This window comes from Streptococcus parasanguinis (genome assembly GCF_015557775.1).
GTDB classification, from domain to species: Bacteria; Bacillota; Bacilli; order Lactobacillales; family Streptococcaceae; genus Streptococcus; species Streptococcus parasanguinis_AA.
On sequence record NZ_JADNOY010000001.1, the window covers coordinates 531,511 to 546,804 of the forward strand.

A 15,294-nucleotide genomic window follows, 5' to 3' on the forward strand; every position below is an offset into this window, starting at 1 on the left:
TAAAAAACATCCCCTTTTAATAAGGAGATGTTTTTTTCTTAGTTTTTAGAAGCTTCTTGGAATTCAGGGTTTTTCCATGCCTCATCAATGATTGCTTGCAATTCATCAGCAGAAGCTTTCATTTTTTGTTGTTCTGCATCGTTCAATGGGATGTTCACTGGACGTACAATACCGTGTGCACCTACGATGGCAGGTTGACCGATAAAGACGTTGCTAACACCATATTGACCTTCTTGGAATACAGAAAGTGGAAGTACTGCATTTTCATCATCAAGGATTGCTTTAGTGATACGAGCAAGGGCAACAGCGATACCGTAGTATGTAGCACCTTTTTTGTTGATGATGGTGTAAGCAGCATCACGAACACCTTCGAACAATTCGATCAATTCAGTTTCTTGAACGTTTTGAGTGTCTTTAAGGAATTCTTCAAGGTTTACACCAGCGATGTTAGCGTGTGACCATACAGCGAATTCTGAGTCTCCATGTTCACCCATGATGTAGGCGTGCACTGAACGAGCATCAACGTCCAATTTTTCAGCAAGTGCTTGACGGAAACGAGCTGAGTCAAGAGAAGTACCAGAACCGATAACGCGTTCTTTAGGGAATCCTGAGAATTTCCATGTAGAGTATGTCAAAACGTCAACTGGGTTAGCAGCTACAAGGAAGATACCGTTAAATCCTGATTCAATAACTTGTGTTACGATTGATTTGTTAATGGCAAGGTTTTTACCAACAAGATCAAGACGAGTTTCACCTGGTTTTTGAGGAGCACCTGCAGTAATTACAACAAGATCAGCGTCTGCACAGTCAGCGTACTCAGCCGCATAGATCTTCTTAGGTGAAGTGAAGGCAAGGGCGTGGCTAAGGTCAAGCGCATCTCCGACAGCTTTTTCGTGCAATTGAGGGATTTCGATAATTCCAAGCTCTTGTGCAATTCCTTGGTTAACAAGTGCAAAAGCGTAAGATGAACCTACAGCACCGTCACCGACAAGGATAACTTTTTTGTGTTGTTTAGTCAAAGTCATGAGTCTAAACGTCTCCTTCATTTTTTTTTTTTTGAGATAGATTCTCATACGTCTTCATTCTACCACTTTTGAAAGTCTTTGTCATCTGATACAGTATGAATCCTTGATGTAAACGTTTTTACGTTTGTGTTCCTAAGAAGAAAAATAGGCTAAAATGTGTTATAATAGTATGGTGAATTAAGTAAAGAGAGGCATTTTTTGAATGCAGGATAAGAATCTAATTGATGTGAATTTAACATCAGAAATGAAGACGAGTTTTATCGATTATGCCATGAGTGTTATCGTTGCTCGTGCCCTACCTGATGTTCGGGATGGTTTAAAACCCGTTCACCGTCGTATTTTGTATGGTATGAATGAATTGGGTGTTACGCCAGATAAACCACATAAGAAGTCAGCCCGTATCACAGGGGATGTTATGGGTAAATACCACCCACACGGTGATTCCTCGATTTATGAAGCCATGGTTCGTATGGCGCAATGGTGGAGTTATCGCTACATGTTAGTGGACGGTCATGGAAACTTTGGTTCCATGGACGGTGATGGTGCCGCTGCACAACGGTATACCGAAGCCCGTATGAGTAAGATCGCTCTTGAAATGTTGCGGGATATCAACAAAAATACAGTTGATTTCACTGATAACTATGATGCCAGCGAGCGCGAACCATTGGTCTTACCTGCACGTTTTCCTAATCTTCTCGTCAATGGTGCTACTGGGATTGCTGTTGGGATGGCTACAAATATTCCTCCTCACAATCTGGGAGAAACCATTGACGCAGTGAAGCTGATGATGGATAATCCTGAGGTGACGACCCGTGAACTTATGGAAGTTCTTCCTGGTCCAGATTTCCCGACAGGTGCTTTGGTCATGGGGAAATCAGGTATCCACAAAGCCTATGAAACAGGGAAAGGCTCGATCGTTCTTCGTTCTCGTACAGAGATTGAAGTGACCAAGAGTGGCCGTGAACGGATTGTTGTCACTGAGTTCCCTTATATGGTCAATAAAACCAAGGTTCACGAGCACATCGTTCGCTTGGTGCAAGAAAAACGGATCGAAGGGATTACAGCTGTACGTGATGAATCAAACCGTGAAGGGGTTCGTTTTGTGATTGAGGTCCGCCGAGATGCTTCGGCCAACGTTATTTTGAACAACCTCTTTAAGATGACACAAATGCAAACCAATTTTGGATTCAATATGTTGGCGATCCAAAATGGTGTTCCAAAGATTCTTTCTCTTCGACAAATTTTAGGGGCTTATATTGAGCACCAGAAAGAAGTGGTGACTCGCCGGACTATCTTTGATAAAGAAAAAGCGGAAGCACGTGCCCATATTTTAGAAGGTTTGCTCATTGCTTTGGATCACATCGATGAAGTGATCCGGATCATCCGCAATAGCCAGACAGATGCTGAAGCACAAGCTGAATTGATGGCTAAATTCAAGCTCTCTGAACGTCAAAGCCAAGCCATTTTGGACATGCGTCTTCGTCGTTTGACCGGTTTGGAACGAGACAAGATCCAAAGTGAATATGATGTTTTGGTTGCCTTGATTGCTGATTTGACTGATATTTTGGCGAAACCAGAACGTGTGGCGACCATCATCAAGGAAGAATTGGAAGAAGTCAAACGCAAGTTTGGCGATGCTCGTCGAACTGAGTTGATGGTAGGGGAAGTTCTTTCTCTTGAAGATGAGGACTTGATTGAAGAAACAGATGTCTTAATCACCCTTTCTAATAAAGGATACATCAAACGCTTGGACCAAGCTGAATTTACTGCACAAAAACGTGGTGGACGTGGGGTTCAAGGAACTGGTGTGAAAGATGATGATTTTGTCCGAGAACTGGTCTCTACGAGCACTCATGATCATCTGCTCTTCTTTACCAATAAGGGGCGTGTTTACCGTCTAAAAGGCTATGAGATTCCCGAATATGGCCGGACAGCTAAAGGATTGCCGATTGTTAACCTCCTAAAATTGGACGAAGGTGAATCGATTCAAACCATTATCAATGTGGAGCAAGATCGCAGTGATGAGGCTTATCTCTTCTTTACGACGCGACAAGGTGTAGTTAAGCGCACTAACGTAGCAGAATTTTCAAATATCCGTCAGAACGGTCTGAAAGCTCTGAACCTACGTGATGAGGATGAATTGATCAATGTCTTCCTTACAGATGGCAATACTGATGTCATTATTGGTACCAAATATGGATATTCAGTCCGCTTTAATGAGGCAGTAGTTCGGAATATGGGACGTTCTGCTACAGGTGTACGTGGTGTGAATCTCCGTGATGGAGACAAGGTTGTTGGGGCAAGTGTTATCACCGACCAGGACGAAGTATTGGTCATTACTGAAAAAGGGTATGGTAAGCGGACAATGGCTGGCGAATACCCAACCAAGGGCCGTGGTGGTAAAGGAATCAAAACAGCCAATATTACAGAGAAAAATGGTCCGTTAGCTGGTCTTTTAACCGTTAAAGGGGATGAAGATCTGATGATCATTACCGATACCGGAGTTATGATCCGGACAGGTGTGGCTAACATTTCTCAAACGGGTCGTTCGACTCAGGGTGTGAAAGTCATGAGACTGGATCAGGATGCGAAAATTATGACCTTTACAACTGTACAAGCTGATGAAAAAGATGAAGAAGTAGTGGAAGAAAACGAATAGATAAGGGGACAACATGTCACGCAAAAGAAAAAAGAAAAAGAGTTTACGTAATACTCTTATCAACATCGTTGCAACACTTTTGATTATTCTCTCGCTTCTCTTAATTTTCAATGCTCCGATCCGCAATATGATCATGGTTTGGCATACCAACCAATACCAGGTTAGCAAGGTCGATAAAAAGACTATTGATAAAAACAAAGAAGTGAAGACGAGCTTTGATTTCCAACATGTCCAGTCACTCTCGACAGAGGCCGTGATCAATGCCCAATGGCAGGCTCAAAAACTTCCTGTAATTGGGGGAATTTCGATTCCTGAATTGAACATGAACCTTCCAATTTTTAAAGGACTCGAAAACGTAGCCCTTTACTATGGAGCAGGGACTATGAAGGAAAACCAAGTCATGGGACAAGGCAATTATTCTCTTGCTAGTCACCACGTATTTGGCCTTACTGGAGCAAATGCCATGTTATTCTCACCATTAGAGAAAGCCAAGGCGGGAATGAAGATTTACATCACGGACAAAGAAAAAATCTATACTTATGTCATCTCGTCTGTTGAGACAGTGACTCCAGACCGTGTAGATGTGATTCAAGATCGTGAAGGCGTCAATGAGATCACCTTGGTGACCTGTGAGGATGCTGCAGCGACTTACCGTACGATTGTAAAAGGGAATTTGGAAACTTCTGTTGACTATGACAAGGCTCCAAAAGACATCCTGGATTCATTCAGCAAGACTTATAATCAAATGCAACTTTAAGAAAATAAAGCCCATGGCAGAGATGCCAGGGCTTTTTCTATGTAGGAAGCAAAACTAGGAGAAATTCTTGTAAAATTGTAAGAGATTGGTAATATTATGTAAGGAATTTGTCATAACATTAAGGGAAAATCAGTATATAATAAGAGGAGAAAGAGTATGATAAGGAGGTAGAATAGTGACAAAAGAGCGAATTTACCATCTCTTGCATCATTTCTATAATCTCTTAGTAAACGATTTTCCACGAAATGGTTTAATTACGAAAGGAATCTATGAAGTAGAGCAGGTCTACCAAGCTTTAGAGGCCATTCCTCAGAGCCAGGAGTACTTGATTCGCTGTGAAATTCAACAGTTTTTAAAAGAGCTTGAACAAGTTCAAACAGGTTACCAGATCCGCTTTAATAAAGATGAAGTCTTAGTGTTAGATGATTTGAAGCAAGAAATTGCCTGTAAATAATGCAAGGTCGTCGTTTTCTCTATTTATTACGAATTAATAAGTGAGGAGGAAATTATGTACGACATATCATTTATTGAACCATCTTTGCTTCCTAGAGAACGTTTGGTTTCTGAAGGGGTAGATAAGCTGAGTCATCAAGAATTGCTATCCATTCTCTTACGGACAGGCAATAAGAAAAAAAGCGTTTATGAGATTGCACAAGGTCTTTTGAGTTCGGTTAATAGTTTAAAGGAGTTAAGTCAATTAACTCTAGAGGAGCTACAGGAAATCTCAGGTATTGGCCGGGTGAAGGCCATCGAACTTCAGGCTGTGATTGAGTTTGGACGAAGGATTCATAAAGACGAATTGATGAGTTCTGAACAGATCATGAGCAGCCAGAAATTGGCCCATAAAATTCAACAGGAAATCGGCCATAAGAAACAGGAGCACCTGGTTGCCCTCTATTTAAATACGCAGAATGAAATTATTCATCAGCAGACCATTTTTATTGGAACCGTGAATCGAAGTATTGCGGAGCCACGTGAAATCCTGCATTATGCACTGAAGCACATGGCAACCTCTATCATCTTGGCTCACAATCATCCATCTGGTGCCGTATTTCCCAGTAAAAATGATGATGAAGTAACGCAACGAGTTTTAGAGGCCTGTGAAGTGATGGGTTTAACCCTATTGGATCACTTGATTGTATCTGAAGAAAACTATTATAGTTACCGTGAAGAGACAGATTATTTGGTATAAAAAAGAGAGTGGGACAGAAATCAGTAATTCGTTAGAATTCGATTTCGTCGTCCCACCTCCGCACAGTTGAGTAGGGCTGTAAAAGCTGATGAAATCAGCGTAGTAGAGCCCACTCAACCACTGCGTCTTGCTCGACAATCCAAAAATAATTGAGAGGCTAGGATTTTTGTCCCAGCCTCTTTTCTTGTTAATGTATAAATCTTTATTCTTCGTTTTTTCGCATGAAATAAAGGAGTGTTTGCAATTCACTAGTGAGATCGACATATTGGACAACAACGTCTTTAGGAACTGTCAGATGGACCGGAGAAAAGCTTAGAATTCCTTTGACACCGGCATCTACTAAAAGACTAGCAACTTCCTGCGCTTTAATACTTGGGACAGTTAAAATTGCTGTTTGAATGCCTTCTTTTTTGAGATTCTCTTTGATCGTAGAAATCCCATAAATGGGGATCCCATCCTTACTTTTGGTATTAATCAGTTCATGATCATCTACATCAAAAGCCATGACAATTTTCATCTTATTGCGTTCATGGAAGCGATAGTTGAGGAGCGCACTTCCCATATTTCCGATCCCCACAATAGCGACATTGGTAATGGCATTGTCATTTAAGAGATCGGCAAAGAAGTTCATCAGTTTTTTTACGTCATAACCAAATCCCCGTCTTCCTAATTCACCAAAATAAGAAAAATCTCGGCGAACGGTAGCAGAGTCAATCCCAATTGCATCAGCAATTTGCTTGGAATTTGCGCGCTCTATTTTTTCAGAGTTAAAGCGTTTAAAAATTCGGTAGTAGAGCGATAAGCGTTTTGCTGTTGCGCGTGGAATTGGAGTATTTTTATCATGTTTCACAATATCACAACCTTTCCCACTTATTGTATAGGAAGATTGTGAAAAAATCAACTATCTAGAGTGTTTTTTCAAAAATATTTTTATCTAAAGAAAAAGCTGATGACGATGGGAGAGTTCCATCAGCATCAGCTTAGTTTTCAGCTTGTTCTACCTTTTTCAAAAAAGCATAGAGTCCATCGACTCGTCCTGTATAGGGGAGTTTTTCCCCCTTGTATTCAATGGATACGATTGAGTAAGAGTCAGGCAAGGTTACACAGCCTGAAAAAGCTAGGATACAGGCTGCAAGGTCAGGATAAGTAGTCGTTCGTTCTACTTGATAAGCATCGATATAAGTTAGGGTTACCATATTAGGCCTCTGTTTTGTTGAAAATTTCTCTTTCGACAAGACTATCCATTAGGAAATAGAATTTTTGTTGGATAATGTTATTTTCTGGATTTTTAAAGATATTAACCAGGCGAAGCCCAGACTTGTCTGTAATATTGATCTTAAAACCTGTCAAATCTTTATTGAAAATGATTTTAAGTAGGAAGCCTTCGCCACTATTTGGAACGGCTTCGAGCAAACGATTTAACTCGTAATTTCCAACTTTTGTAACAGCGAATGTATTGTCACGTAAGGTATATTTTTTAACATTTGGGTGTAGACTATAGGTATATTTGCAGTCTTTCAATGAAACACTTGTTTCAAAAGCCATATTGTTCTCCTATGATAAAATTTCTTTAAGTTTTGAGAGGAAGTCTTGAACCTCCTCTACGGTATTGAGTTCTGAAAAACTAATTCGAAGGGATTCTTTTAGGCGTGAGCTATCTTTTCCATAGAGTGCCTCAAGGACATGGCTGGGTTGAACTGTACCAGCGGTACAAGCAGAACCTGTAGAGACAGAAATTCCAGCAAGATCGAGTCGCATCAGTAAAACGTCATTTTGGACACCCGGAAAGCCAAGGTTCCAAACAAATGGAAGATGATCGTCATTCGCATTTACGTAGTAGTCGTAGGCTGCTAAACCATTGACTAGCTCTTGGCCGAGTTTTTGAACCTGGTTGAAATTTTCTTCTTGATGAAGTGTAGCTTGCTGAAGGGCGGTTGCCATCCCGACAATAGAAATAAGATTTTCCGTGCTGGCTCTCATCTTATTTTCCTGATCCCCACCATGTAAGAGATTATCAAAATCTGGGGCGGCTGCATAAAGGAAGCCGACGCCCTTTGGTCCATGGAATTTGTGGGCAGAAGCACTGAGAAAATCAATTCCCAACTCTTCGGGATAGACAGGGACCTTTCCAATTGCTTGAACCGCATCAACGTGAAAGGCAGCTGGATGATCTTTTAAGAGTTCTCCGATTTCTTTAATCGGTAGAAGATCGCCTGTCTCGTTATTGGCAAACATGGTAGAGACAAGAATGGTATCCGGTCTAAGTGCAGCCTTGATATCACTAGCCTGAATGCGTCCATCTCTTGGTTGGACGATCGTCACTTCAAATCCGAAACGTTCTACAAGGTATTCGATGGGTTCTAGAACCGCATGGTGTTCCAAAGCGGTCGTAATGATGTGTTTGCCATCTGCTTGGTGTTTCAAGCAGTAGCCTTTTATAACGGTATTATTACTTTCTGATCCACCTGAAGTGAAGAAAATACGATTTGGAAGAGTATGGAGAGACTGAGCAATCTGCTCGCGAGATTCCCGGAGAAGTTTACTAGCCATCCGTCCATGAGCATGAAGGCTCGATGGATTTCCAAAAGTGGTCTTCATAGTTTCAGACATTTTATCAATGACTTCAGGTAGAAGGGGAGTTGTTGCGGCATTATCAAAATATATCACATTAAGACCTTATTTCTTGTGGTAGGCAAATAGAGGACTAACAGGTTTTCTTTCTTGAATGCGAACAATAGCTTCAGCGATCAGTTCGCTAGCTGTCAGATAGTTAATATTTTTAGGAGTTGGTCCGTTTGGAGCAACAGAATCGGTTACTAAGATTTCTTTGATCGGAGCTTGGTCTAATAACTCGACAGCACCTTTTACAAATAAACCATGGCTTGATACAGCATAAATTTCAGTAGCACCTTCGCGTTCGACGATTTTCGCAGCTTCTGAGAATGTCTTACCAGTATTGAGGATATCGTCAATCAAGATCGCTTTCTTGTCTTTGACATCCCCGATAATATAGCCATAATCACGGTTCGCATCATCTTGCTCGTAATCAATGATCGCAATCGGTGCATCAAGATATTCTGCTAAACTGCGAGCTCGTTTGACACCAGAGTTTTTAGGGCTGACGACTACGACATCAGGACCAGTTAGACCTTTGTTGATGTAGTGTTCTGCAAAAAGTGGAACGGTAAAGAGGTTATCCACGGCAATATCGAAGAAACCTTGGACTTGCACTGCATGGAGATCCAGAGTGACGACACGATCCACCCCAGCTTTGACCAACATATTTGCGACAAGCTTAGCAGTAATTGGTTCGCGAGGAGCAGCAGTCCGGTCTTGGCGAGCATAACCGAAGTAAGGCATGACCACATTGACAGTATTTGCGCTGGCCCGTTGGCAAGCATCCACCATAATTAAGAGTTCCATCAAGTGATTGTTGACAGGGAAACTGGTTGATTGAATGATATAAATATCATATCCACGAACACTTTCCTCAATATTGACTTGGATTTCACCATCTGAGAATTGACGGGATGAAATTTTCCCAAGTGGAACCCCAGCATGATCCGCGATTTTTTGCGCAATCTCTGGATTTGAATTGAGAGAGAAGAGCTTCATATTTTTTTTATCTGACATGTGATTCCAACCTCATTTAGATTTTTGATCTTAGCACTATTTTAGCAAAAATTTGCGATAATTTCAGCTATTTTACAATCTTTCCGCCAATCTTGCGATTTTATTTTTTGCAGCTTTGTAGACGATTCCATGCTCTTTGATGAACTGATGGAAATTTTCTTCCTGCTCAGCGGTTTCGACCTCGATTTCTAATTCATAATCTTCAGTGTCTAGATAGAGACTGTGGTCTAGTGCCACCAATCCTGCAGCTGTTTCTTTTTCGAATCGTTCTGTTGTAAGGCTTCCCCAGACAGCGAGTTGCTCAACAGAGATTTCTTTAGAGATTAAGAGGTTTTTGATTTCTCCGTCAGGAAACTGTTGGTGTTGAAGGATCGCCTCGGTTTCTTCGGGGCTGAGGTTTTGATTGTACTCGAAATGGCCAACTGCCTCAGGGACTTTGAGAGTCAACTCAGCTTGATCTGTGAAAGTACGCACCCGCAAGGCCATTTTTTCCTTACGGATGAGCTGGTCGTGTGTATCGATATAGTGATTGGTTTGGACAACCAATTCTGTATCAGCAAAAAGTGGAAGGAGGGATTGGTATTCCTCCTTATCTAGCAAGGTTTTGTATTCAATTTCTAAATGGTTCATTTTGTAGTCCTTTGCTTTTTTTCAAAAGCGATTCATGATATAATAAGAGATGTGTTTATTGTATACAAAAATGGTTCAGATTACAAGGTGGTAGGATGGCAATTGATTGGGAAAACTTCTTAGATCCCTATATCCAAGCAGTTGGGGAATTAAAAATCAAACTGCGTGGGATTCGTAAGCAATATCGTAAGCAACAAAAGCATTCTCCAATTGAGTTTGTCACAGGACGGGTCAAGCCGATTGAGAGCATTCGCGAAAAGATGATCCGAAGAAATATTTCTGAAGAAAATCTGGCTCAGGATATGCAAGATATTGCTGGTCTTCGCATCATGGTCCAGTTTGTGGATGATGTGGATGAGATCCTAGAGGTTCTGAGACAACGGCAGGATATGCGCGTGGTCCAAGAGCGAGACTACATCCGCCACAAGAAATCAAGTGGCTACCGGAGTTACCACGTCGTGGTCGAGTACCCGGTTGATACCATTGATGGAAATGAAACGATCTTAGCAGAGATTCAAATTCGGACCTTGTCCATGAATTTTTGGGCAACCATTGAACACTCGCTCAATTATAAATATAAAGGAGACTTTCCAGACGAGATCAAAAAACGCTTAGAGACGACAGCAAACCTGGCCTATCTTTTGGATGAAGAGATGGGGGCAATTCGGGATGCGATTCAGGAGGCTCAAGCCCTGTTTGATCCACTTCATCGTAAGTTAAATGATGGCGTTGGAAATAGTGATGACACAGATGAAGACTACAGGTAAAAAAGTATCCATTATTCGCAATCGCAAGCGTCAAAGTGAAGAGGTTTTTCAGCAGTTGCGCTACAAGCTTCGGAAAAATAATTTTATTTTGACGGAGAAGCACCCGGATATTGTGATTTCAATTGGTGGCGATGGAATGTTGCTATCGGCCTTTCACAAGTATGAACACCAGTTGGATCGGGTGCGATTTGTTGGCGTCCATACCGGACACTTAGGATTCTATACAGATTACTTAGACAGTGAAATCGATAAGCTGGTTGAAAATTTAAAATATGATACAGGAGCTAAGGTTTCTTACCCTATTTTGAATGTCAAGATTACTTTCGAAAATGGGGAAACCCGTACCATGAGAGCTTTGAACGAAGCGACGATTAAGAGAAGCGACCGGACCATGGTTGCCGATCTTACGATTAATGGAGTGGATTTTGAGCGCTTCAGAGGAGACGGCATTACTGTTTCGACTCCGACAGGAAGTACGGCATACAACAAATCCTTGGGAGGAGCAGTCCTTCACCCAACTATTGAGGCGCTGCAGATTGCTGAAATCGCCAGTCTCAACAACCGTGTTTATCGTACCTTGGGTTCTTCTGTCATTGTCCCTAAAAAGGATAAGATCGAGATTACACCGACGAGACCTGGCTTTCACATTATCTCTGTTGACAATTCAACCTATTCTTACCGCAATATTGCAAAGGTAGAATACCAGATTGACAACCATAAGATCAATTTTGTGGCAAGCTCCAGTCACACCAGCTTCTGGAATCGGGTCAAGGATGCCTTTATCGGAGATGATAGAGAATGAGATTTGAATTCATTGTCGATGAGCATGTCAAGGTCAAGACTTTCTTGAAAAAGCACGAGGTTTCTAAGGGGCTCTTAGCCAAGATTAAGTTTCGTGGTGGTCAGATCCTTGTCAATGGATGTCCGGAGAATGCAGTTTATTTGTTGGATATTGGGGATCGCTTGGTCATTGATATTCCGGCAGAAGAAGGTTTTGAAACCTTAAAACCTATGGATCGGCCTTTGGATATTTTGTTTGAAGATGATCATTTTTTGGTCTTAAACAAACCCTTTGGCATTGCTTCTATTCCAAGTGCGATTCATTCCAATACCTTAGCCAATTTTGTAAAAGGCTACTATGTGAAGCAGGGCTACGAGAACCAGCAGGTTCACATTGTCACTCGCTTGGACAAGGATACAAGTGGCGTTATGCTCTTTGCCAAACATGGCTATGCCCATGCTCGCTTGGATAAGCAATTGCAGTCTAAAACGATTCAGAAACGCTATTATGCCTTGGTCAAGGGATCTGGGAAGCTTGATCCTGTCGGAGAGATTATTGCTCCGATTGCGCGTGATGAAGATTCAATTATCACCCGAAAGGTAGCTAAAGGCGGCAAGTATGCTCATACAAGCTACCAGGTTGTTCAATCTTTTGGTGATATTCACCTAGTGGATATTCAGTTACACACAGGTCGAACCCATCAGATCCGCGTTCATTTTTCCCATATTGGTTTTCCGCTCTTGGGAGATGATCTCTATGGCGGCAGTTTAGAAGACGGCATTGAGCGCCAGGCCCTTCATTGTCATCGCCTATCCTATTATCATCCATTTCTAGAGGTAGAGTTGGTCATAGAAAGTCCACTGCCTCCAGATTTCCAAGCTGTATTAACACAGCTTCAAACTAGTTATTAATTATTAAAAGGAGTAAAACTCATGGAAGTTTTCGAAAATCTCAAAGCCAACCTCGTTGGTAAGAATGCACGTATTGTATTACCAGAAGGTGAAGAACCTCGTATCCTCCAAGCGACAAAACGCATTGTGAACGAGACAGAATTAACCCCTGTCTTGCTTGGTAATCCTGATAAAATTCGGATTTACCTTGAAATTGAAGGGGTTTTGGATGGATATGAAGTTATTGATCCTCATTCTTACCCAGGTTTTGAAGAGATGGTAGCTTCCTTGGTAGAACGTCGTAAGGGCAAAATGACAGAAGAAGAAGTGCGTCAAGTCTTGAAAGACGACGTTAACTATTTCGGTGTGATGTTGGTTCACATGGGAATTGTTGATGGGATGGTATCAGGTGCGATTCACTCAACAGCTGCAACCGTTCGTCCAGCTCTTCAAATTATCAAAACTCGTCCAAATGTCAAACGGACTTCTGGTGCCTTCCTTATGGTACGTGGATCCGAACGCTACTTGTTCGGGGATTGTGCCATCAACATTAATCCAGATGCTGAAGGCTTAGCTGAAATCGCTATCAACTCTGCTATCACAGCTAAGATGTTTGGCATTGATCCAAAAATTGCCATGTTGAGCTATTCAACAAAAGGATCTGGTTTCGGTGAAAGTGTTGATAAGGTTGTTGAAGCGACTAAGCTTGCTCATGAACTTCGTCCAGACCTTGAAATTGACGGGGAATTGCAATTTGACGCAGCTTTTGTCCCTGCAACTGCAGCCTTGAAGGCTCCAGGAAGCAAGGTGGCAGGTCAAGCCAATGTCTTTATCTTCCCTGGTATTGAAGCAGGTAACATTGGATACAAGATGGCTGAACGTCTTGGTGGCTTTGCAGCAGTAGGTCCTGTCTTGCAAGGATTGAATAAACCAGTCAACGACCTCTCTCGTGGATGTAATGCAGATGACGTTTACAAATTAACCTTGATTACAGCAGCTCAAGCTGTGGAACAATAAGAAATGCATTTAGAGAGTGGGACAGAAATCGGTAATTCGTTAGAATTCGATTTCGTCGTCCCACCTCCGCACAGTTGAGTAGGGCCGTAAAAGCTGATGAAATCAGCGTAGTAGAGCCCACTCAACCACTGCGTCTTGCTCGACAATCCAAAAATAATTGAGAGGCTAGGACTTTTGTCCCAGCCTCTTTTTCTTTATAAAATCAGAATTTCTATACTCTAACTCATTCTGTGGTATACTAGGAATATGTTAGATGTAAAAGATTACGGGATTACCATGTGGGAGGAGGAAAAAATTGCTTCCTTCCGAGAAAAGTTATTAGCCTGGTATGATGCCCATAAACGGGATCTTCCCTGGAGAAGGACCCAGGATCCTTATAAAATTTGGATCTCAGAAATTATGCTCCAGCAGACACGTGTCGATACGGTGATTCCTTATTATGAACGTTTTTTAGACTGGTTTCCGACGGTCGCTGATTTGGCTCAAGCCCCTGAAGAAAAACTCTTAAAAGCTTGGGAAGGCTTGGGGTATTACTCACGTGTCCGCAATATGCAGAAAGCTGCCCAGCAGATAATGGAAAATCACGGAGGAGTGTTTCCATCAAGTTATGAGGAAATATCTAAACTCAAGGGAATTGGGCCTTATACAGCTGGTGCCATTGCTAGTATTGCCTTTGGATTACCAGAGCCAGCAGTGGATGGCAATGTCATGCGTGTTCTAGCTCGCTTGTTTGAGGTGGACTACGATATCGGAGTTCCAACCAATCGCAAGATTTTTCAAGCCATGATGGAAATCTTGATCGATCCGGCCCGGCCGGGTGATTTCAATCAGGCCTTGATGGATTTGGGCTCCGATATTGAGTCCCCAGTCAATCCACGTCCGGAAGAGAGTCCTGTTAAGGAATTTAGCGCGGCCTACCAACATGGGACCATGGATCGTTATCCCATTAAGGCTCCTAAAAAGAAACCGGTACCTGTCTATCTAACAGCCTTTATTATCAAGGATAGTCAAGGACGCTACTTGCTGGAGAAAAATGAGCGAGATGGGCTTTTATCAGGTTTCTGGCATTTCCCCTTGATCGAAGTGGATGGCCTATCTGAGAACCTAGGCCAATTGTCCCTACTGGATGTGCAGGGTCATTTAGTAGACAACCCAGATATTCTCTCCTTTGAGCAGGACTATGATTTGGTCATTGATTGGCAGGATAGGTCTTATCCTATCGTTCAGCATATCTTTTCGCATCGCAAGTGGCAGGTTCAGATTCGATACGGCCTAGTAAAAGAAGGAGAGCAACCAGCAAGCGAATCGACTGTTTGGTTAACACCAGAAGAATTTTCCGATTATCCTTTTGCTAAACCCCAGCAGAAGATTTGGACGACTTTTTCGGAAAATGAAAAATAGCTAGAGATTATTCTCTAGCTAATTTTTTTATAGATGAGCGAATGCTTTGATTTCTTCTTCAGACATGGATGAGTCGCAACGAACAGTGACTTCACCGGATTCGACATGTAAAAATCCTGGGACAGTTGGGATGCCGTAAGTTGAGCGGAAGCCTTGTAATGCGTCTAGCTGACTTGGTTCTTCACTATTAATAAAATAGATATGAGCTTTTGTTTCAGCTACGACAGTTGCTAACTTAGCAGCGAACTTCCGGCAGTAAGGACAAGTCTTGCGTCCGATAAAGAAGGTCGCTGTTTCTTTTTGATCGATCGCTTCTTGCGCACGTGCGACAGTTGTGACTTCAAGATCTTTAATATCTTCTAAAAATTGTTTCATGAGATTACCTCGCTTTCTTCTATGTCTAGTATGCCATATTTTCTATAAAATCGCTGGTATTTGCTACGAAAGAAAGAGAGAGTGGGAGAGAAATCGGTAATTCGTTAGAATTCGATTTCGTCGTCCCACCTCCGCACAGTTGAGTAGGGCTGTAAAAGCTGATAAAA

General features: G+C 42.0%; 17 protein-coding genes. 9 read left to right on the forward strand and 8 right to left on the reverse strand.

Annotated elements, in window-relative coordinates; all coding sequences use genetic code 11:
• Positions 1–38: 38 nt before the first annotated feature.
• Positions 39–1,025 carry an L-lactate dehydrogenase gene (locus I2F76_RS02875; protein ID WP_195487191.1) on the reverse strand — a complete coding sequence of 329 codons (987 nt, stop codon included), beginning with the start codon at positions 1,023–1,025 and terminating at the stop codon, positions 39–41.
• Positions 1,026–1,227: 202 nt separating this feature from the next.
• Here I2F76_RS02875 and gyrA point away from each other — a divergent pair, with 202 nt between their 5' ends.
• The 4 genes from gyrA (at position 1,228) to radC (ending at position 5,633) form a co-directional block, all read left to right on the forward strand.
• Positions 1,228–3,684: a DNA gyrase subunit A gene (gyrA, locus tag I2F76_RS02880; protein ID WP_195487192.1), complete on the forward strand. Its 2,457-nt coding sequence runs from the start codon at positions 1,228–1,230 to the stop codon at positions 3,682–3,684.
• A 13-nt stretch (positions 3,685–3,697) separates the two neighbouring features.
• Positions 3,698–4,441 carry a class A sortase gene (locus I2F76_RS02885; RefSeq protein ID WP_003007173.1) on the forward strand — a complete coding sequence of 248 codons (744 nt, stop codon included), beginning with the start codon at positions 3,698–3,700 and terminating at the stop codon, positions 4,439–4,441.
• A 175-nt stretch (positions 4,442–4,616) separates the two neighbouring features.
• The gene (locus tag I2F76_RS02890; protein ID WP_003003299.1) at positions 4,617–4,895 is read left to right on the forward strand and encodes a hypothetical protein; all 279 of its coding nucleotides are present in this window, start codon (positions 4,617–4,619) and stop codon (positions 4,893–4,895) included.
• Between the two features lie 54 nt (positions 4,896–4,949).
• A complete protein-coding gene (gene radC, locus I2F76_RS02895) occupies positions 4,950–5,633 on the forward strand; it encodes a RadC family protein (RefSeq protein ID WP_045759397.1) in 684 nt (227 codons plus the stop codon).
• A 202-nt stretch (positions 5,634–5,835) separates the two neighbouring features.
• Here the strand turns inward: radC and I2F76_RS02900 are convergent, their stop codons facing one another.
• The 6 genes from I2F76_RS02900 to I2F76_RS02925 form a co-directional block, all read right to left on the reverse strand.
• Entirely contained in the window at positions 5,836–6,483 is a 648-nt protein-coding gene (locus I2F76_RS02900; protein ID WP_049474902.1) for a redox-sensing transcriptional repressor Rex, read from the reverse strand.
• Between the two features lie 130 nt (positions 6,484–6,613).
• Positions 6,614–6,829, reverse strand: coding sequence for a DUF4649 family protein (locus tag I2F76_RS02905; RefSeq protein ID WP_049490891.1), 216 nt, complete (start codon positions 6,827–6,829; stop codon positions 6,614–6,616).
• A 1-nt stretch (position 6,830) separates the two neighbouring features.
• A complete protein-coding gene (locus I2F76_RS02910; protein WP_049490892.1) occupies positions 6,831–7,178 on the reverse strand; it encodes a DUF1831 domain-containing protein in 348 nt (115 codons plus the stop codon).
• Positions 7,179–7,187: 9 nt separating this feature from the next.
• Positions 7,188–8,300 carry a cysteine desulfurase family protein gene (locus I2F76_RS02915; protein ID WP_049490893.1) on the reverse strand — a complete coding sequence of 371 codons (1,113 nt, stop codon included), beginning with the start codon at positions 8,298–8,300 and terminating at the stop codon, positions 7,188–7,190.
• 9 nt (positions 8,301–8,309) lie between these two features.
• Entirely contained in the window at positions 8,310–9,266 is a 957-nt protein-coding gene (locus tag I2F76_RS02920) for a ribose-phosphate diphosphokinase (protein WP_049490894.1), read from the reverse strand.
• A 72-nt stretch (positions 9,267–9,338) separates the two neighbouring features.
• Positions 9,339–9,896, reverse strand: a complete 558-nt coding sequence (locus I2F76_RS02925) for a CYTH domain-containing protein (RefSeq protein ID WP_049490895.1) — start codon at positions 9,894–9,896, stop codon at positions 9,339–9,341.
• Positions 9,897–9,991: 95 nt separating this feature from the next.
• On the opposite strand from I2F76_RS02925, the gene I2F76_RS02930 reads away from it, so the two are divergent.
• From I2F76_RS02930 to mutY, 5 genes are all read left to right on the forward strand, one after another.
• Entirely contained in the window at positions 9,992–10,663 is a 672-nt protein-coding gene (locus I2F76_RS02930) for a GTP pyrophosphokinase (protein ID WP_003003504.1), read from the forward strand.
• Positions 10,647–11,465, forward strand: coding sequence for an NAD kinase (locus I2F76_RS02935; protein ID WP_282188909.1), 819 nt, complete (start codon positions 10,647–10,649; stop codon positions 11,463–11,465). Before I2F76_RS02930 ends, I2F76_RS02935 begins: the two co-directional genes overlap by 17 nt.
• Positions 11,462–12,355: an RluA family pseudouridine synthase gene (locus tag I2F76_RS02940; RefSeq protein ID WP_070505597.1), complete on the forward strand. Its 894-nt coding sequence runs from the start codon at positions 11,462–11,464 to the stop codon at positions 12,353–12,355. Before I2F76_RS02935 ends, I2F76_RS02940 begins: the two co-directional genes overlap by 4 nt.
• 21 nt (positions 12,356–12,376) lie before the next feature.
• Positions 12,377–13,351, forward strand: a complete 975-nt coding sequence (gene pta / locus I2F76_RS02945) for a phosphate acetyltransferase (protein WP_195487193.1) — start codon at positions 12,377–12,379, stop codon at positions 13,349–13,351.
• Between the two features lie 246 nt (positions 13,352–13,597).
• Positions 13,598–14,752: an A/G-specific adenine glycosylase gene (gene mutY / locus I2F76_RS02950; RefSeq protein WP_195487194.1), complete on the forward strand. Its 1,155-nt coding sequence runs from the start codon at positions 13,598–13,600 to the stop codon at positions 14,750–14,752.
• A gap of 27 nt (positions 14,753–14,779) precedes the next feature.
• Here mutY and I2F76_RS02955 read toward each other — a convergent pair whose 3' ends face one another.
• Positions 14,780–15,127, reverse strand: a complete 348-nt coding sequence (locus I2F76_RS02955) for a thioredoxin (RefSeq protein WP_195487195.1) — start codon at positions 15,125–15,127, stop codon at positions 14,780–14,782.
• Positions 15,128–15,294: the final 167 nt, after the last annotated feature.